The sequence below is a fragment of the Clostridium sp. Cult3 genome, from assembly GCF_021655115.1.
GTDB lineage: Bacteria > Bacillota > Clostridia > Tissierellales > Tepidimicrobiaceae > PPXY01.
Genome location: NZ_PPXY01000047.1, coordinates 45,650 through 65,132 on the forward strand (window position 1 = coordinate 45,650; position 19,483 = coordinate 65,132).

Genomic DNA, 19,483 nt, shown 5'->3' on the forward strand with positions numbered 1-19,483 from the left:
TATATTCATTATAATGTTAATATTATTTATTGTCAACCCAACAACTATACATTGTGCTTTGTAAATTGCGCATTGCCTAAAGCCCTTTCACCATATGAACTACCTCTTCTGTATAGGAGGTTCTAACCTTCATATATCCGTTAAACATGCTATTTACCTCATCATCCCCAGTATCTACCAGTAAAGGGCTTCTACCTAAGGACATAAGTTTCTTCTTAGTAGCTATTATTATTATATTTTCTTTGCCTACTTCTCTTATAACTTGAGAGCTTATCTGTTGATTTCCTCTGCCAAATATATAACCTTGACCACCTATGACGGTGACTATTATCTTGGCTTTATTGCCTTTTATATGTTCTAATAATTCCTTTTCATTTACATCAGAGGCTACTAGCTTTCTATTCTTAATTATATCTATGCCCAATAGGGTATTGGATAGTCCTAGTTTCTCCATAATAGGCCTTGTAGAAGTACCAGATCCTATTATGTATAGAACATCTTCTTCCATATGTTCTATGATCTTGTCGGATATACCATCTAAAGCTGATTCTTCTCCTTCTATTCCGCCAGATTTCTGATTTTGAACTAGCTGGGGTTCAAAGGGAACCTTCATATAGCCATATAATTTTGCTGTGACGACGCCTTCCCGGAAGGCTTCTTCGTCAATATCCATTACCTCTACTTCTTTTATATCCATATCCCTGCCCTTTAGGTATTTTAATGCTACTTCTCCTGCAGCCTTTGGATGATTGGCATAAACCCCCGAGTGGATTTTTACTCCTGCAGGTATTCCAATAACTGGCACCTTGTCGCCAATGGCATTAAATATATTTCTTGCAGTACCATCCCCACCAGCAAATAGGAGCAGATCAATTCCCATATTAGCCATTTCTTTTGCGGCTCTCTCCGTATCTTCTGGTCCTGTCATATCCTTCGCCTCTCCTAACACTATAGGTTCCAGTCCAACTTCCCTGGCTATTTTTTCTCCCATAGTTCCTGGACAAGTAATTATTTCTAATTGATCCTTATAAGGTATTAATACCTCTAAGGCCTTTTTAGCTTTAATGGGGGCTTCTGGATAAGCTCCTAGTTCAATGGCCTTTTCCAGTATTTCAGCTCCATCGGTACCCTTTAGTCCAACCTTTCCTCCCATACCTGCAATAGGATTTACTATAAAGCCTAGTTTCAAAGCATACACCCTTTCCTAGTGAATTTGCTATTTATCCATCTGATAGACTATTTCTCCATCTATTATGGTAGCGTAAGTTTTGCAACCGATATCCTTGATAGGGTTACCATCAAAAATTACTATATCTGCATCCTTACCTACTTCTATACTACCCACTCTATCATCAATTCCAACAATTTCTGCAGGATTTATAGTTATAGCCTTTAAAGCTTCCATTTCATCTAAACCAGATCTTACTGCTAAACCAGCACATATAGGCAGATAGTGTAGAGGTATTACTGGAGAATCAGTCATTATAGCTATTTTAACCCCTGCTTCGTGAAGTATTCTCGGAGTATCGAAAGTCAAGTTTTTCAATTCCACTTTAGACCTATTAGATAGAGTTGGTCCTACTATGGCTCCTCTTCCTTCATCTTTCAAGTAATCAGCTATCAAATGTCCCTCTGTACAGTGGTCTAGAGTTATCTCCACATCAAATTCCTTAGCTATTCTAAGGGCTGTAAATATATCGTCAGCTCTATGAGCATGAGCTTTAAGAGGAATTTCCTTGTTTAATACCCTCAATAGGGCTTCCATCTTCATATCGTATTCCGGCATTTTAGATGAATCTTCCTCGCCTTTTTCTTTCTTTTCACCGTAGGTCTTAGCCTTATATAAGGTTTCCCTTAATACTGCTGCTGTTGCCATCCTTGTTATAGGGGATTTCTTTTGGGATTCATAGACACGTTTTGGATTTTCTCCAAAAGCTATTTTCATAGCTACTGGCTCCTTAAGGACCATATCATCTACTCTTTTTCCATAAGTTTTTACAGCTGCAAACATTCCACCAATAACATTGGCAGAACCAGGTCCTGTAACAGCAGTAGTAACTCCACCCATATAGGCTTCTTCAAAGGCTACATCCATTGGATTGATAGCATCAATAGCTCTAAGCTGAGGTGTAACTGGGTCTACCCACTCATTTCCATCACTACCTTCAAATCCCATTCCTTCTTCCCACATACCAATATGACAATGGGCATCTATAAAACCAGGCAATACCATTTTTCCTTCTGCATCGATAACCCTCACATCTAGTGGTGCTACTAGGTCCTTTCCTACTTCTACTATTTTTCCATCTTTAATTAGAATGCTACCCTTATTAATTACTTCTCCTGCCATGGTAAACACATTACCGTTTTTAATAAAAAGCATATTCATTCCCCCTTAAATTGTTTCGCTACCCTAATTAATATTATATCCATCTATATCTAATTCGGCAACATTATACCTTTTTTCTTCTAGTGGTAAAAATATAGTAAACTTAGTGCCATGCCCTAATTTGCTGTCTACCAAGACTTTTGCCCTATGATTATCAAATATTTTCTTAGCTATATTTAAACCTAAACCAGTGCCTTTGTCTCCCTTAGTTGAAAAGTAAGGGCGAAATATCATATCCTTAGTGTTCTCATCCATTCCCTTTCCTGTGTCAGATATTTCCAGCACCACTTGGCTCCCTATATCATAGGTTTTTATAATCATCTTCCCATTATTAGCCATAGCATCTATGCCGTTTAATATAATATTTATAATAGCTTGTCTTATTTCGTATTCATTGGCATATATAAATCCATTGGACTGCAAATCTACAATTAATTCCATCTTTCCCTTATTGCCAACAATGGGCTTAAACTTATGTTTTGTCATATCGATACAAGAATTTACTATGCTATTAAACTTATATACATCCTTTAAGGAATCATAGCTACCTCTAATATGGTTTTGAATCCTATCCGTAATTGTCTTTCCATCCATAGCGGTTCTATGGATTATTTTTAAATAGTCCTCTACTTCCCTAGGATCTTCTAAAGTCATGGATAGCTGGGCATAGCCTAATATGGTGATTAATAGATTGTTTATGTCGTGAACTGTACCTTCCATTAACTCCCCTAAAGTCTTCCAATACTCAACCCTCATCATTTCCTTTTGGTATATCCTACTAGTAGCATTATGTCTTGACAATACATTTATGGCTTGAAAAGTCAACTGACTGGAATTATATATTTCAAAATCTTCCGTTCCATCTACTAAAAAATAGTCGTGATTTTTTAATAGGTTTTCCATATGCTTCTCCTGTAATTCCTCCACAATATACCGAAATACTATCTTAGTTTCTCTATCCTTGCCCAATTTGTTTAAATTATCGTAGACCTGTTGGATATCCTCCACTATGAAATTACCCCAAAAGGAATCCACAGTAATATAGATAAGCTTCTTCTTGGTTCCATTCAAATCTAATTGGTTTAATTCCTCTCTTATCTTTTGCAAAAAACCTTTGGTATCTATCTGGTTTTCTTCTAAAAAATCCTCTCTACATATGAATGTTATCCGCCCTTTATGGTATAAACGATTTGCATCTAACTCCCAAAGTTTCGTTAAACAGTCTATAGTTTGATTTTCCTTATTGTTAGAATAGACATACACCATTCCTCCCCCTTGGTTAAAATGGTTAAACACATGGTTCTTGAAAGGCTTCATATCCTCACTGCGGTAGTTAGAGCTAATAATTCCAATAAGAGAGTTGTCCCCCTTTTTAATATTTTCCACACCATTCAATCCTGATTCCCCCTTACAGTTAAAGTTCTCTCATACTAAGTGAAATTCTCCCCCTGTTTTTATCCACATTTAGTATTTTTACTTTAACTATATCCCCTACTTCTACTACTTCCTTTGGATGCTTGATGAATTTATTGGATAGCTCTGATATATGGACCAGTCCATCCTCCTTCACCCCTATATCTACAAAGGCGCCAAAATCCACTACATTCCTCACGGTTCCCATAAGGATCATGTCCTCTTTTAAATCCTTCATCTCTAATACATCAGTTCTAAAAATAGACTTAGGCATTTCATCTCGTGGGTCCCTTCCAGGCTTTCTAAGCTCTACTATTATATCTTTAAGGGTAAGATATCCTACACCTAATTCTTTAGATAGGTAATCCAAACCTTTCTCTTCCAAATCCATATTCAATAGCTTTTCTGCAATAGAATAGGATTCAGGGTGTACTGCTGTATTATCCAATATATTATCTCCTTCTGGAATTCTTAAAAAACCTGCACATTGAGTATAAGTTTTCTTCCCTATGCCTTTTATCTTCAAAAGTTCATCTCTATTGGTGAACTTCCCGTGTTCCTCTCGATATTGAATTATATTAGAAGCAACTCTTGAGGATATTCCAGCTACATATTTTAACAATGAAGAACTGGCAGTATTTAAATCCACTCCTACAGTATTGACACAATCCTCCACTACTGCTGTCAAGGCTTCATCTAACCTACTCTGATTCAAGTCGTGTTGGTATTGACCAACTCCTATATGCCGCGGCTCTATCTTGACCAGCTCGGCTAAAGGATCTTGAAGCCTTCTCCCTATGGATATCGCTCCTCTAAGGGATACATCCAAATCTGGAAACTCCTCTTGACCTACTGTTGAAGCCGAATATACCGATGCTCCAGCCTCACTAACAATAATATAGGATATATCCCCACTTAATTCCTTTAGCATATTAGCCACTACAAATTCTGTCTCCCTAGATGCAGTGCCATTTCCAATGGCTATAATATCTACATTATATTTAGATATCAGGTATTTCAATTCCTCCTTTGTCTTCTCCACCTTGTTTTGAGGTTCTGTTGGATAGACGGTAGTAGTAGATAGTAGTTTACCCGTATCATCTACCACGGCTACCTTACATCCAGTCCTAAAGCCTGGATCTATACCCATAACCACCTTGCCCTTTATTGGCGGTTGCATTAGTAAAGGCTTTAAATTTAGGGCAAATACCTTTATAGCCTCTTCCTCCGCTCTTTCTGTTAGATTAGAGCGTACTTCCCTTTCTATGGAAGGGAATATAAGCCTTTTGTAACTGTCTTCAATACTCATTTCTAGGTAATCTCTGGTACCAGCTTGCCTATTGGTTATGATGATGGATTTAAGTTTTGATAAAATATATTCCTCTGGAAGAATTAGATTGACTTTTAGAAACTTTTCCTTTTCTCCTCGGTTTATAGCTAAAACTCTATGATTAGGAATAGATTTTACTGGTTCTTTATAATCATAATACATTTCATATACGGACTTTTCTTCTTTAGACCCTTCTGTCTGTATAACACCCCTTTCATAGGCTACTCTTCTTATTATATCCCTATATTCAGCATTATCTGATATAATCTCTGCAATTATATCCATAGCCCCAGTTAAAGCTTCCTCTTCGGTATTAACATCCTTTTCTTCGTCTATATAACTCAATGCTTCTTGTTTTAACTGGTCCATTTCTAATTCTTGCAACCACAAGATATTGGCCAAACCCTCTAATCCCTTTTCTTTTGCAATAGTTGCCCTGGTTCTTCTCTTAGGCCTATAGGGCCTATATAAATCCTCTATTCTTTGAAGGGTTTCTGCCTTTAAAATCTGTTCTTTTAGTTCCTCTGTAAGTTTTCCTTGTTCAGCTATTAAACGTATAACCTCTTCCTGTCTATCCTTTAAATTTCTTAAATAATTTAATCTATCATATAATTCCCTTAGAGTAATATCTGTTAAATTTCCCGTCTGTTCTTTACGATATCTAGCAATAAAAGGAATTGTATTTCCTTCGTCTATTAATTGAATGGTGTTTTTTACTTGAAAGGGCTTTAGCTCAAATTCAGATATTAGTATTTTTTCTATCTCCATAGTATTCTCCTCTCTAAAATCTTATTGTGTCATGTTTTACTATTCGACGAAGTAATGAGAATATCCTCCCATTTTCTAAAAAAAAGCCCTTATTTATAGGGCTTTTTGTTTTAAATATTCATTTATAAATATATCTATGTCTCCGTCCATTATCTTATTGACATCTCCTACTTCCATATCGGTTCTATGGTCCTTTACCATGCTATAGGGGTGAAATATATAGGAACGGATTTGGGAACCCCAAGCTATTTGGGTATACTTTCCCTGGAGATCCTCTATTTTTTCTTTCTGTTCTTCTTCTTTAAGTTGAATTAGCTTTGCTTTGAGCATTTTCATAGCTGTTATCCGATTGCTGTGCTGGGATCTTTCATTTTGACACTGGACCATAATCCCCGTAGGAATATGGGTAATCCTTACAGCAGAATCCGTAGTGTTTACATGCTGTCCCCCAGCACCACTAGCTCTATAGGTGTCTATTTTTAAATCAGATTCGTTTATCTCTATATCTATTTCGTCATCTAATTCTGGATACACATCTATACTAGCAAAAGAGGTATGCCTTCTATTGGAAGAATCAAAAGGGGATATACGTACTAGTCGATGAACTCCCTTTTCGGATTTTAAATAACCATAGGCATTAAAACCCTTAATCAGCAGAGTAACCGATTTGATCCCACCTTCCGTATCTGCTAAATAATCCAATATTTCTACTTGAAACCCTTTTCTGTCAGACCATCTCTTATACATCCTAAGTAGCATTTCTGCCCAGTCCTGAGCTTCCAATCCTCCTGCACCTGAGTGAATGGATAGTATAGCATTATTTTTATCATAGGGGCCATTTAGCAAAGTAGATAGTTTAAACTTCTCTGCCTCCTTAGATATTCTATCAAAGTGCTCCTTTATTTCCTTGTATACTTGATAGTCCTCCTCTTCAATGGCTAATTCTATTAAAACCTCTAAATCCTCAATGGAGCCTTTTAAACTTTCATATTTCTCTACTGGCTCCTTCAGTCCTTTTATCTCCTGCATTGTCCTTTGGGCTTTATCTATATCCTGCCAAAAATCTTCTTCATAGGATTTTGATTCTAGCTCTGCTATCCTTTTTTTCAACCCTTCTATGTCAAAGGGAAACACCTAATTCTTCTAACATTTGATTGATTTCTTCTACTTTTCCCTTGTATAAATAAATTCCTTCCATAGCTGCTCCTTTCTATTGTTCAGGCGACCAGAGATCGACCCTACAAATGTGCATTATCTAAGCCCCACAACATTTTTTATATTTTTTTCCACTACCACAAGGGCAAGGATCATTTCTGCCTATCTTCTTGCCTTTTACTACGGGTTGTTGAGGTTTGTTTTCAGTAGATATTGGGTTTGCTACTCTTTTTCTCTCCATCTTATCAGGAGTTTGTACGTGGAATAGATATCTAATAGTATCCTCTTGGATACTGTGATTCATCTCTTCAAACATATCAAAACCTTCTATCTGATAGGCCCTAACTGGATCCTCTTGCCCATAAGCTCTTAAGCCTATACCTTGCCTTAATTGATCCATAGCATCAATATGATCCATCCACTTGCTATCTACTACCTGGAGAAGTATAACTCTTTCTATTTCTCTGAAGGTTTCCTCTCCTATTTCTTGTTCCTTTAGTTTATAATTTTCCTCTCCAATATCATATAGCCTATCTGTCAATACATCTTTATCTAGGGATTCAATATCTTTAATGTCCAAAGCTCCCTTAGGTAAAAATAGATTGCCTAGATAGTTTTCTAATCCAGCTATATCCCATTCTTCTGGATATTTGCTTTGCATGGTATACATTTCTACGGCATTTTCTATTATATTTCTTAACATACCCAATATATGCTCTCTTAGATCTTCGCCTTCTAGTACCTTTCTTCTTTCTCCATAGATTACTTCCCTTTGTTTATTCATTACATCGTCATATTGTAGTACGTGCTTTCTTATAGCGAAGTTGTTGCCTTCTACTTTTCTTTGGGCATTTTCTATGGATCGGGTAAGCAGTTTGTGTTCCAGTGGTTCATCATCAGGCATATTTAGATTATCTATCATATCTTTGATCCTCTCACCGCCAAACAATCTCATCAAATCATCCTCTAAGGATATATAAAATCTAGATGAACCCGGATCTCCTTGACGACCAGAACGACCACGAAGCTGATTGTCAATCCTTCTAGATTCGTGCCTTTCCGTACCTATTATATGAAGACCTCCTGCCTTTATTACATCCTCTGCATTTTTATCCGTATCTACCTTATGCTTTTCATATAACTGCCCATACTCCTGCCTTGCCTTAAGAACTTCTTCATCATCTGTTTCAACAAAACTATCTACGATGGATATTATCTCTTCGGGGTATCCACTCTTCTTTAGATCCAACTTTGCCAGATACTCTGGATTTCCACCCAAGACAATATCTGTCCCTCTCCCTGCCATATTGGTTGCTATAGTTACTGCACCAAATCTACCAGCTTGAGCTACTATTTCTGCCTCTCTTTCATGGTATTTGGCATTTAGTACTTCGTGAGGTACTCTTTCCTTCTTTAACAGCTTGCTTAAGAGCTCAGATCTTTCAATAGATATAGTACCTACTAAAATAGGTTGACCAGTGCTGTGTCTTTCCTTTATCTCATCTACTATGGCAGCAAATTTAACCTGCTCATTTTTGTATACTATATCGGGTAAATCATCCCTTATGACTGGTTTATTCGTAGGAATCTCAACTACATCCATTCCATATATCTCAGTAAATTCAGCTTCCTCTGTCTTTGCTGTTCCCGTCATACCAGCTAGCTTCTCATACATTCTAAAGTAGTTTTGGAAGGTAATAGTAGCTAAAGTTTTAGATTCGCTTTTTACATTTAGGCCTTCCTTAGCTTCTATAGCCTGATGCAAACCTTCACTGTATCTTCTACCGTACATCAACCTTCCTGTAAATTCGTCTACTATGATTACTTCTCCATCCTTAACCACATAATCAATATCCCTTTTCATGACGTTTCTAGCCTTTAACGCTTGATTTATGTGATGGGCTATTTCCATATTGTTAGGGTCAGCTAAATTTTCCAATCCAAAGTAGTTTTCCGCCTTAGCAGTCCCTTTTTCTGTAAGGTTGCAGGATCTGGCCTTTTCATCTATGATAAAATCCACTACCTCTTCCTTTATCTCCCGGTCGAAGGGATCATTTTTCTCCTCTTGTGGATCTATAATCCTTCCCGTCAAAGTCTTTACAAAGGCATCAGCTGTCCTATAAAGCTCTGTAGACTGTTCCCCTCTACCAGATATAATAAGGGGTGTTCGAGCCTCATCAATTAATATACTATCTACCTCGTCTACTATGGAGTAATATAGCTTTCTTTGGACCATTTCCTCCTTGTATATAACCATATTATCCCTTAAATAATCGAATCCAAATTCATTGTTGGTTCCATAGGTTATATCACAGTTATATGCCATTTTTCTTTCGGTATTATTCATACCATGGACAATACAGCCTACGGACAATCCTAAAAATTCATATACCTTTCCCATCCATTGTCTATCTCTTTTGGCTAAATAGTCGTTGACTGTAACTATATGAACTCCTTTACCTGTCAATCCATTTAGATAGGCGGGCAAGGTGGCTACTAAGGTCTTACCTTCTCCTGTTTTCATCTCAGCTATTCTACCCTGATGAAGGATTATACCCCCCATTAGCTGTACCCTAAAGTGTTTCATACCCAATACCCTTTGGGAAGCCTCTCTTACAACTGCATAGGCTTCTGGTAGAATATCATCTAAGGTTTCTCCCTTAGCCAATCTATCTTTAAATTCAACGGTTTTATGTTGAAGTTCTTCATCGGATAATCTTTGCATATCCTCATCTAAAGCTTCTATTTTATCGACCAAAGGCTCAATACGCTTTAATTCTCTATCGCTATAAGAGCCAAATATCTTTTCAAAAAAGCTTTTCATTTTTGAACCACCTTTCAGTATTAACTAATATACATCTATCGTTATATTTTATCATTTATCAAAACTTCTTACAATGACATTAAACTATCACAATCTATACCCCCCCATAAAGGAGTCTTCACTTAGCATTATCTCTTGAATTAAAGCAAATATACCAAAGCTTATAATCATATCTCCTATGCTGATTACCCTAGAAATTGGGTAAGGATTTGCAAATATTATTATATCCCCTAATATAGGATATTTTATATGTTCGGAAATAGGCGTATACAAGGCTGCATTACCGCTCTCTATTATCCCATGCAACTCTTCTAAGCCTGTTAGCTTTATTCCTTCTAACAGAATAGGCATCTTCCAACCATTGGCAATTGTTACTATAAAATTTAATACAAATCCAATTAATACCGCCCATAGAGATCTAAATTTAACATTTGCAATTATTCCTATTAGGATCAATACATAGGAGATTATTAGAATTTCCTTAGTATAGGAAAGTATGTTACTTATGCTTTTTATTTCCTCTGCCCTATTTAAAAATATCAAAATATACTGGATCAATATCCCCAGTACTAATACCCACATGGTTTTATGATTTACCATCTTAAATCTTTTAAACTTACCCCCTCTAATCAGTCCAATGATTAAAGAAAATATTATAGCCTCAATAAACATTCCACCATCTCCTTTTGTCCTAATAAAATGAAAATTGCAGGATAATCATCCTGCAATTTTAATCTATATCAATTATACTATTAAAACTCTGGTTCTATCAACCCATAGTTTCCATCTTTTCTTTTATATAATACGTTTAAATCATCGGAATCTGCATTCATAAATACGAAGAAATTGTGTCTTAATAATTCCATCTGTAAAATAGCTTCTTCTACGCTCATGGGTTTCATATCAAATCTTTTGGTCCTTACGACTTTAGGTATATCCTCCTCTTCTTCGTGTAAGGGTTCTATATTTTCGAATCTTATGGTTTCACCATTGTTATATCGCCTTTGCAACTTGGTCTTGTGCTTTCTCATCTGACGTTCTAATATATCCACAGCCTTATCTATAGCTGCATACATATCATCGCTGTATTCTTCAGCTCTAAGTATAGTTCCAGGTAGGTTTATGGTTATTTCAATGATCTTTCTGTTCCTTTCTACACTATAGATGACATTTCCTTCTACTTCCCCTTGAAAATACTTCTCTAGTTTTCCAAGCTTCTTTTCAGTTACATCCTTTAATGCTTCAGTTACCTCAATATTTTTTCCAGTAAAGTTAAGTTTCATAAACCCCAACTCCTTTCATATAAGTAAAACACTTATACCTTTATTAATATAATATACCCATTAATGGGAAGTATGTAAACAAAAATTATCAAAATATTATTTTTAAAATTTATTCATGTAATCTGAATAATTATTTATGAAAATATTAACAGCTTTCTGTTGATGATTTGTGGATAAAATTATTGATTTTTTGTGGATAATGTGGATTGTTCTGTGGATTACTGTTAATATCCCTAGGGACATGTGGATAATTCTATTGATAAATTCTTGATAAATTCATTTTTCTACCTTATTCTATTATTTTCCATATTTTTAGAAAATTTTCTCCCTTATACTTATTCTTATTCTTGTGGTTGGTATTTTTTCGTCCACAATATGTGGGTAATTTATCATTATCTGTAGATAAAAAAAATAGGCATAAAATTGCCTATTTCTCTTCATCTATCATCATGCTTCCTGTGGTTATATGATTATATCCTTTATATGCTCTTTGGCCTTCCTTTACCTTTTTTAATTCCATTTTAGTTTCTTCTAGCCTTTGCTTCATAACCTTATTATTTTCCTCATCTAGCAGGGATAAGGCCATTAGAGTTGAAGATATTTCCGTAACAATCTCCTTTAACTCCTTTAGATTAGGATACTTTTCTATATCCAATTCGTCTACGCTTTCAATAGCTTCTTCTTTTTTAATCTGAGAGAATATATTTAAAAAGGATACATCTAATCTATCGATCTGTTTAATTATATTATCCTTTTTATCTAAAAGTTGATTTAATCCTTCCATATCTTCCTTTTCTATATATTCCTTCTGCCCTATTGTAAATTGATGCATATCCTTTAACAATTTAGCTTTTTCTTGGCTTAAGGATATCAATTCATTTATTTTTTTCTTGGTCATCTTGCTACACCTACCTGTTTTGATATACCCTTTTTTTTACCTGTTGCATAGCTTCCTTCCATGTATCTCTCATCTCCATAAGTATTTCCAATGCCTCTTCTATAGGCTCTGTCTTTTTTTGAATATTGGCATCGATTAGGTTGTCCAGTATAAAGCCATATAGATTTCTAAAGTTAGTTGATATTTCATAGTCCATGTTGAGAGATGAATTTAACTCAATAACTATATCTTGAGCCCTAATCAAAGCTTCATGGGCTCTTTTTATATCCTTATTTTCTATGCTATATTTGGCAATGTTCATAAACTTAATGCCCCCATCATATAGCATAAGGGTCAATTCTTCAGGGGTAGCAGTAAGTACTGTATTTTGCTTATATTGATTAAGGGCGTTATATGTCATCTTCCCCATCCTTTCATTTTAGCTCGTAAATTGCTGCATCATCCACATACTTTGGGAATTCATTCTAGATATAGCTTTCTCCATGGCAGCAAATTTTGCATAGTAGTGGTTTTCTTTTCTAAACAGCATCTCATTTAAATCATCTATCCTCCTACTATATTGTAACACATCTTTATCCAATAGACTGATACTGCTATATTCGCTTACGAACTCCAATAGTATATTAGGCTTCACGTCTCTGTATAAATCTGCACTATCTCCTGTGCCAGATTTTTTAATTATGTCTTCCATACTCGCCATTAGATTTTCATAAGTTCTGGTAACTATACCACCAGTTTGTGTAACTTCCTTACCATCTATTGTATCCTTCACATCTGGATTGCTTTCCTTAAATAGAAGTTCCATTACCCCTTCTGAGTCCTTGGCTATAGCATCCTTTAACTTTTGTTCATCTATTACCAGCTTGCCACCGGCAGTACCCCTGGCATATTTTTCTGTAGATATGCCTATTTCGGTAATAAGTTGATATGAACCTTCTATACCTGCAGATTTTTCATATATGGAACGTCTAATATTTAGCATGGTATTACTTATTAGATCATCTGATCTCAACAATCCCGATTTAGCCTTTTCTTCCCAAAGCTCAATATCCTCTTTTTCCATAGCTTTCTTCTGCTCTGATGTCAACGGTCTATAATCCCTATATTGTTTTTCACCTAATAGTTGATTAGTCTTTTCTACTAGTTTATTGTACTCCTCTACGAATTCTTCTACTTTTTCATATATGCCATCTACATCAGTAGATACGTTTACAGTAAAGTCTCCAGTACCTGTAAGGTCCATGGTAATGCCGTTGATGGTGATACGATTGGTAGATGACTTGATATTTTTTGCATCGTTGAAATGGATTAAGGCATCTTGGCCTGATTTGGAATAAACTATGTTCCCTTCTTTATCGTTATTCCAATTAAGGTTCAAACCACTGATAAAATTTTCCGCATCTTCATCCATATTGCTTATCTCTATCTTAGCATTAGCTCCTGTATCCATGGTCTGTAGGAAGAACCTGCCAATATTTGCATCATAGGAAGCTTTAATGCCTAATGATACTTCTTTATCATTAACCACTTTTTTAGCTGAATTTATCTCCTTCACTATATCATCCATGGTTATGGCTTCCTCTTTTGAAACCTTAATTTCAAATTCATTTTTTCCATCGCTTATAGTAAAGTTGATATCTTTTATGATATTGCCATCCCCACCAACAATCTGGCCCTTTTCATTTACTATACCCACCTTATCGTTTTCTGTCCTCCGTATATCCACTTCACTAGCCAAGCTTGCTCCTTCAGCTAGATTAGCTACATGAACCTTATAGTTCCCGTCCATAGCCTTAGCCGTAGTAGATACTGTAGCTATATTTTCATTAGAAGAGGTGGCTTTCTTTACCCAGTTTAAATTTTTATATGAATTAGGTCTCAATTCGCCAGTATAGCTTACCGAAGTTAGGCCAAACATCTTTCTGGTATTTAATATGAAATTTGCAAAGTCCTTATTTAAGTCGTTGTACATCTCTTGACGCCATATAATTACTTGCCGATCTTGCTCTACCCTGTCTACCTTGACTCTTTCAGCTTTCATCAGGCTGTTTATCATCTCTTCCGTATCTATCCCTGATGCTAGTCCTGTTATTCTCATGGTATTGTACATATTGTCACCCCCTATACCCTTTCATCTACTATTATGCCGGATATTTCCCATATGGCTGCTACCAAATCCAATATCTTTTCAGGAGGTATCTCCCTTATGGTTTCATCTGTTGTCACATCTATTACTTTTACCATTATCTGTTTTGTCTTTTCATGAATGGAGAATTCAAACCTCCTATCATAAGCAACAAACTTTTCATTAGCCGATTCTATATTTTGGATTAATTCATCTTCTGTACATCTTCTTTCCTCTAAGGTTTTGATTGGATTTACATTTCTATCTTTGCCAACTATTCTCATAGGACCTGATAGATTCCTGTTCATTTCGTTATATCTATTGGTATCTAAAGCATTGTTCACCCCATCAATTTGCATACCTTATCCCCCTTATATTGTTCTATATTTTATATCGACTAGATAGATTTATTCTTTAGTCTTATATTTGCTCTTTCTTTGCCATAGTATGACTAACAATACATAGGCCCCTTTTACTACAGCAGCAATTATAGCCCCAATGGGATTTTCCCTTATATCTACGGCTTTTACAAAGAAGTAGGTAGTGATAAACTGACCTGGAGCCAATCCTAAAATAGTTCCAAATAAATAATCCTTTAAGGATATAGAACTAAGACCAGATACATAGTTGGCTATACTAAAGGGGATAAAAGGCATGCTCCTCATAAAAAACACATAACCCATTCCATGCTTCTCTATCTGTCTAGATACCTCTTCAAGACTTACATCCCTTTCCTTTTTATAGTAGATCTTGTTTACCACTTTTATAACATCTTGTCTAAATATCTTAGCTATATAGAAAGCCAAAATCGAAGCAATCATACCACCGATTATCACGTATAAATATCCTTTCCAACCAAATAAAAAAGCCCCTATGGCTGAAAACCATGATATGGGAACAAAAAATACCATCAATAGTGTTATAAGTACAGTATAAACTATTCCAAAACCTTTATTTTCACTGCCTGAGGTAAAAAACTCAAACAGATTGTCCTTGTCAAATATGTTCAAACTTACTATTAAATATATAAACATCAACAGGAATAGAACACCAAATACTATCTTAAAACCACGACCTTTAGTTTTCAAAATCCTCACCTCTTATGATTTTGTTAATAATATCATTATAGTATATTTTGCCTATCAATACCATTTTAAATACCTTTTTCATCTTGTCCAATACGCACTTGATTGGTATAATGTTCGTACGATAATTAGTATAATAATTAAAAGGATGAGAAATATGAAAGTCGGAAAAATAGGTATGCGTACCATCAAAACAGCATTAGCTGTAAGTTTAACCATATTTATTTCCCAAGTATTCAATTTAAAAAGCCCTTTTTTTGCCGGAATTGCAGCCATAATCGCCATGCAATCCTCTGTATCCGAATCCTTTAGCATGGCTAAAAATCGTATGCTCAGTACCATATTAGGGGCTGTTATTGCACTATCATTCTCTTTGATTGCTCCAGAGAACCCCTTTTTTATAGCTATAGGAATTATAATCATAATATATTTATGTAATATATTTGACTGGAAAAAATCCATTCAACTTTCTACCATGGTATTCTTATCTATCATACTAAACTATGAGGAAGGCAGTCGGGTAAACTATGCTCTCTATAGGACCCTAGATACCTTTATAGGATTAGTAATAGGGACTTTAATAAACTACTTCATCCTTCCACCTAATATTGAAGATAAGATGAAAATCTCCATCAAAAATATGTATTCTCAAGTAAAAGATATGTTGGAACGCATAATATGGAAGGAAGAGTATATAGAATTAGAAGGGTTAAGACAAGATATAGTAGATATAGAAAAAAAATATAATATATTGAAGAAGGAAATAAAGTTAAACCTCTACAAAATGGATGATTATCTTAATTTTCAACATATATTTGATCTATTTGAAAACACCTATAACCATATAAGTATTATATGCTCTATTGAAAAATCCCCTTATATCGATGATAAGAACAGGAGGACTTTAGAAAAATTGTTCAATAAAAAGGCACCATTAAACAATAGGGAATATGGGGATGAATTGGATTTAGTATATAATTATCATCTAAATAAAATACTTGAAAACCTATCCCTTATAGACAGTATTTTGTAGATTAGTAAAGGGATCCCTTAAAGCTTTGGGGATCCCTTATAGTAAAACTGATACAATTAAAATTATTATCTAAAACTTGCTATCATCTACTAAATCTAGCCACTCTTTAATTGGTTCTACCACTTCTTTTATAGTTCCGTCTATAAATGGGTTTTTAAGATTCGCTAATTCTACTAACTCTAAGAAGGATTTGCTGCCTCCTGCTTTGCAAAGTCGCAGATAATCATCCCAAGCTTTTTCTCTATTATTCCTTACCTTTATCCAAAATTGAAATGCACATACTTGAGCCAATGTATAGTCTATATAGTAGAAGGGAGTTGAAAATATGTGGCCTTGCCTAAACCAATATCCTCCCCTATTTAATAGATCATTATCTTCATAATCTCTAAAGGGTAAATACTTCTTCTCTATTTCCCTCCATTTAGTTTTTCTCTCCTCTGGCGTGGCTTCAGGATTTTCATACACAAAATGTTGAAATTCATCAACAGTAACACCATAAGGTATAAAACTTACCGCGCCAGCTAAATGGCTAAATTTATATTTATTCACTTCGTCTTCAAAAAATAATTCCATCCAAGGCCAGGTTATAAACTCCATACTCATGGAGTGAATTTCTGCTGCCTCCATAGTTGGAAAACTATATTCTGGTACTCTTAAATCCCTACTCATATACACTTGAAATGCGTGACCTGCTTCATGAGTCAATACATCTACATCGCCACTGGTGCCATTGAAATTGGAAAAAATAAATGGAGATTTATAATCAGAAATATAGGTACAATAGCCTCCACTCATCTTTCCTTTCTTACTTACTAAATCTAGTAGTTCCCTTTCTACCATAAAGGTAAAGAACTCATGGGTTTCCTTGGATAATTCTTTATACATCTTCTTTCCATTTTCTAGTATCCATTCTGGATCCCCTTTAGGAGTAGCATTGCCTGTTAAATATTCCAAAGGTTCGTCATAATATTTTAACTGATCTAGACCTAGTCTTTTTCTCTGCCTATCCTTCAATTCTGATACTAATGGAACTAAGTCCTCTTCTACCTGTTTCCTGTAGTTAGCTACATCCTTTGCATCGTAATCAGATCGGGACATGCGATAATAACCCATTTGTACATAATTATCATAGCCTAATTTTTTGGCCATCCTAGTCCTTACCTTTACCAGCTCATCATATATTCTGTCAATCTCCTCTTCCTTTTCTTCAAAAAATCCTATATAGGTCTCGTAAGCTTTCTTCCTTATAGCCCTATCCTTAGATTGCATGAAAGGAGCCATCTGACTTAGGTTTCTAACTTCCCCTTCAAAGTCTATTTTAGCTGAAGCGATAAGCTTATCATACTCTGTAACTAGTTTATTTTCCCTTATTAAATCCTCAATTATCTCCTCGGAGAAGGTCTTTAATTCCATCTCTGCCAAATTGAATATCTGTTTTCCCCATTCTATTTCCAAATCTGATCTAAATTTAGAGTTAATCATTGCATTATAAAATTTCACTACTATATTTTGGTATAAGGGCATATTTTCATCTAAAAAATCCTGTTCCTTAGCATAGAATTCGTCTTCTGTATTGATAGAATGTCTAATGTATACTAAATTTCCCATAGTTTCTACATTAGATCTAATATCGTTTATTTCCTTCATTATTTTATTTTGTTCTTCAAAAGATTTGGCGTCATTAAAATGCTTTAGCAGTTTTTCAAATTCTTCACCAATAGCCTTTAAATCTGGTCTAGTATATTTATAATCCTTAAATTTCAAAATATATCCCTCCCTTTATGTATTTAAGAATATGATATCAAATTATTCTGATAATGTATATATGAAATATCACAGGCAATTATGTGAACCATATACTAATTTTTTTGAGTTTTATAGAAATAACAATAATTTATAAAGCCAAGCATATATATATTAGTAATATTAAAATCGTAAAAGTTTAAGTTCTAAATTCAGACTCAATAGAATATTTTTTCGCAATAGGTCTATTAAAAGAAAATAAAGGAGGGAAAAAATGAATAGGAAAATTTTAGCATTACTATTAATCACTTTACTTATCTTTACCGCTACTGCTTGTGGCAAAAAGGATTCATCATCCACCAGTGGAGGAAAGGAATTAGGATTTAAAATCGGACTAGTCACAGGAACCGTATCCCAAGGAGAGGAAGAATTCCGGGCAGGGGAAAATGCAGTAGAGAAATATGGTAAAGATGTGATAAAACACGTAACCTATCCAGATAAATTTACCCAAGAACAGGAAACTACTATAGCACAGATTACAGGATTAGCATCGGATCCAGAGGTAAAAGCCATAATAGTTCTTCAAGCTGTACCTGGAACTGCTGCAGCCTTTGACAAGATCAAAGAAGACAGGGATGATATTTTGTTTATAGCTGGAGTACCTCACGAAGATCCTGAGACCATAGTGCCTCGGGCTGACATAATACTTGAAACCGACAATATCAAACGGGGAGAGACTATAGTACGACTAGCCAAGGATATGGGAGCAAAGACCTTTGTCCACTACTCTTTCCCAAGGCATATGTCTTACGAATTACTGGCTCAAAGAAGGGATGTTATGAAGAAAACCGCCAATGAACTAGGTCTAGAGTTTGTTACCTTAGATGCACCAGACCCAACAGGAGATGCAGGTATATCTGGAGCCCAACAATTTATGATCGAAGACGTACCAAGACAAGTTGATAAATATGGTAAAGATACGGCTTTCTTTAATACAAATTGTTCTATGCAAGAACCCCTTATCAAATCTGTAATAGAAACAGGAGCCATATATCCTGAACAATGCTGTCCTAGTCCATATCATGCTCTTCCTGGAGCTTTAGGTCTTCAAATTCCTGAAGAAAAAGCTGGAGATGTAGACTTTATACTAGAAGAAATAGGCACAAAGATTGGTGAATTAGATGCTTCAGGAAGAGTTGCAACATGGAAGGTACCAGCAAATATGGCCATGGTAGATGCTGCAATAGAATATGCTGTAGCCTATGGCAAAGGAGATGTAGAGAAATTTAACAAAGATAAAATGGTAGAAATACTAAAAACCGTTACCGATGACCCAAATATATCCGTAAACGAACTGGAAGATGCGCCAAACTTCCTGATGTTTGTAACAGAATCTCAAATATTTTAAGTAGAGAGGTCGTGTATACGGCCTCCTTC

Annotated in this window: 16 protein-coding genes; 2 read left to right on the top strand and 14 right to left on the bottom strand. The window is 35.2% G+C overall.

The window, feature by feature from the left end; all coding sequences use genetic code 11:
- Positions 1-76 precede the first annotated feature (76 nt).
- The 13 genes from C3E88_RS09430 to C3E88_RS09490 all read right to left on the bottom strand — a co-directional run bounded on the left by C3E88_RS09430 (position 77) and on the right by C3E88_RS09490 (position 15,273).
- A complete protein-coding gene (locus C3E88_RS09430) occupies positions 77-1,189 on the bottom strand; it encodes an ATP-NAD kinase family protein (RefSeq protein WP_236909933.1) in 1,113 nt (370 codons plus the stop codon).
- Between the two features lie 27 nt (positions 1,190-1,216).
- A complete protein-coding gene (locus tag C3E88_RS09435; protein ID WP_236909934.1) occupies positions 1,217-2,383 on the bottom strand; it encodes an amidohydrolase in 1,167 nt (388 codons plus the stop codon).
- 30 nt (positions 2,384-2,413) lie between these two features.
- Entirely contained in the window at positions 2,414-3,775 is a 1,362-nt protein-coding gene (locus C3E88_RS09440) for a sensor histidine kinase (RefSeq protein WP_236909955.1), read from the bottom strand.
- A 28-nt stretch (positions 3,776-3,803) separates the two neighbouring features.
- On the bottom strand, positions 3,804-5,900 hold the full coding sequence (locus C3E88_RS09445) for a Tex family protein (RefSeq protein ID WP_236909935.1): 2,097 nt from the start codon (positions 5,898-5,900) through the stop codon (positions 3,804-3,806).
- 93 nt (positions 5,901-5,993) lie between these two features.
- Positions 5,994-7,098 (bottom strand): peptide chain release factor 2 gene (gene prfB / locus C3E88_RS09450; protein ID WP_272878525.1). Its coding sequence is split into 2 segments (ribosomal slippage): positions 5,994-7,022 and positions 7,024-7,098, totalling 1,104 coding nucleotides; the frame shifts between segments, so codons are not numbered across the junction.
- 57 nt (positions 7,099-7,155) lie between these two features.
- Positions 7,156-9,879 (bottom strand): preprotein translocase subunit SecA, encoded by a 2,724-nt coding sequence (gene secA / locus C3E88_RS09455; RefSeq protein ID WP_236909937.1) that lies wholly within the window; start codon positions 9,877-9,879, stop codon positions 7,156-7,158.
- An 87-nt stretch (positions 9,880-9,966) separates the two neighbouring features.
- Positions 9,967-10,551, bottom strand: coding sequence for a DUF5317 domain-containing protein (locus tag C3E88_RS09460; RefSeq protein WP_236909938.1), 585 nt, complete (start codon positions 10,549-10,551; stop codon positions 9,967-9,969).
- Positions 10,552-10,631: 80 nt separating this feature from the next.
- On the bottom strand, positions 10,632-11,162 hold the full coding sequence (gene hpf, locus C3E88_RS09465; protein ID WP_236909939.1) for a ribosome hibernation-promoting factor, HPF/YfiA family: 531 nt from the start codon (positions 11,160-11,162) through the stop codon (positions 10,632-10,634).
- A 427-nt stretch (positions 11,163-11,589) separates the two neighbouring features.
- Complete coding sequence (locus tag C3E88_RS09470; RefSeq protein ID WP_236909940.1) at positions 11,590-12,060, bottom strand: flagellar protein FlgN; 471 nt, start codon at positions 12,058-12,060, stop codon at positions 11,590-11,592.
- A 10-nt stretch (positions 12,061-12,070) separates the two neighbouring features.
- On the bottom strand, positions 12,071-12,460 hold the full coding sequence (fliS, locus tag C3E88_RS09475; RefSeq protein WP_236909941.1) for a flagellar export chaperone FliS: 390 nt from the start codon (positions 12,458-12,460) through the stop codon (positions 12,071-12,073).
- Positions 12,461-12,478: 18 nt separating this feature from the next.
- Positions 12,479-14,170: a flagellar filament capping protein FliD gene (gene fliD, locus C3E88_RS09480; RefSeq protein ID WP_236909942.1), complete on the bottom strand. Its 1,692-nt coding sequence runs from the start codon at positions 14,168-14,170 to the stop codon at positions 12,479-12,481.
- Between the two features lie 11 nt (positions 14,171-14,181).
- Positions 14,182-14,544 carry a flagellar protein FlaG gene (locus C3E88_RS09485; protein WP_236909943.1) on the bottom strand — a complete coding sequence of 121 codons (363 nt, stop codon included), beginning with the start codon at positions 14,542-14,544 and terminating at the stop codon, positions 14,182-14,184.
- 48 nt (positions 14,545-14,592) lie between these two features.
- Positions 14,593-15,273: a TVP38/TMEM64 family protein gene (locus C3E88_RS09490; protein ID WP_236909944.1), complete on the bottom strand. Its 681-nt coding sequence runs from the start codon at positions 15,271-15,273 to the stop codon at positions 14,593-14,595.
- Positions 15,274-15,427: 154 nt separating this feature from the next.
- Between C3E88_RS09490 and C3E88_RS09495 the strand changes: the two genes are divergently transcribed.
- Positions 15,428-16,303, top strand: a complete 876-nt coding sequence (locus C3E88_RS09495; protein WP_236909945.1) for an FUSC family protein — start codon at positions 15,428-15,430, stop codon at positions 16,301-16,303.
- A 69-nt stretch (positions 16,304-16,372) separates the two neighbouring features.
- On the opposite strand, the gene C3E88_RS09500 is transcribed toward C3E88_RS09495, so the two are convergent.
- Positions 16,373-18,067: a M3 family oligoendopeptidase gene (locus tag C3E88_RS09500; protein WP_236909946.1), complete on the bottom strand. Its 1,695-nt coding sequence runs from the start codon at positions 18,065-18,067 to the stop codon at positions 16,373-16,375.
- 253 nt (positions 18,068-18,320) lie between these two features.
- Between C3E88_RS09500 and C3E88_RS09505 the strand changes: the two genes are divergently transcribed.
- Positions 18,321-19,454, top strand: coding sequence for a DUF3798 domain-containing protein (locus C3E88_RS09505; protein WP_236909947.1), 1,134 nt, complete (start codon positions 18,321-18,323; stop codon positions 19,452-19,454).
- Positions 19,455-19,483 lie beyond the last annotated feature (29 nt).

Excerpts from the sequence above, each read along its gene's own strand:
- C3E88_RS09495 (WP_236909945.1), top strand. The coding sequence starts at position 15,428 with ATGAAAGTCGGAAAAATAGGTATGCGTACCATCAAAACAGCATTAGCT.
- C3E88_RS09435 (WP_236909934.1), bottom strand. The coding sequence starts at position 2,383 with ATGCTTTTTATTAAAAACGGTAATGTGTTTACCATGGCAGGAGAAGTA.
- secA (WP_236909937.1), bottom strand. The coding sequence starts at position 9,879 with ATGAAAAGCTTTTTTGAAAAGATATTTGGCTCTTATAGCGATAGAGAA.
- fliS (WP_236909941.1), bottom strand. The coding sequence starts at position 12,460 with ATGACATATAACGCCCTTAATCAATATAAGCAAAATACAGTACTTACT.
- C3E88_RS09505 (WP_236909947.1), top strand. The coding sequence starts at position 18,321 with ATGAATAGGAAAATTTTAGCATTACTATTAATCACTTTACTTATCTTT.
- hpf (WP_236909939.1), bottom strand. The coding sequence starts at position 11,162 with ATGAAACTTAACTTTACTGGAAAAAATATTGAGGTAACTGAAGCATTA.
- C3E88_RS09445 (WP_236909935.1), bottom strand. The coding sequence starts at position 5,900 with ATGGAGATAGAAAAAATACTAATATCTGAATTTGAGCTAAAGCCCTTT.
- C3E88_RS09470 (WP_236909940.1), bottom strand. The coding sequence starts at position 12,060 with ATGACCAAGAAAAAAATAAATGAATTGATATCCTTAAGCCAAGAAAAA.
- C3E88_RS09460 (WP_236909938.1), bottom strand. The coding sequence starts at position 10,551 with ATGTTTATTGAGGCTATAATATTTTCTTTAATCATTGGACTGATTAGA.
- C3E88_RS09485 (WP_236909943.1), bottom strand. The coding sequence starts at position 14,544 with ATGCAAATTGATGGGGTGAACAATGCTTTAGATACCAATAGATATAAC.
- fliD (WP_236909942.1), bottom strand. The coding sequence starts at position 14,170 with ATGTACAATACCATGAGAATAACAGGACTAGCATCAGGGATAGATACG.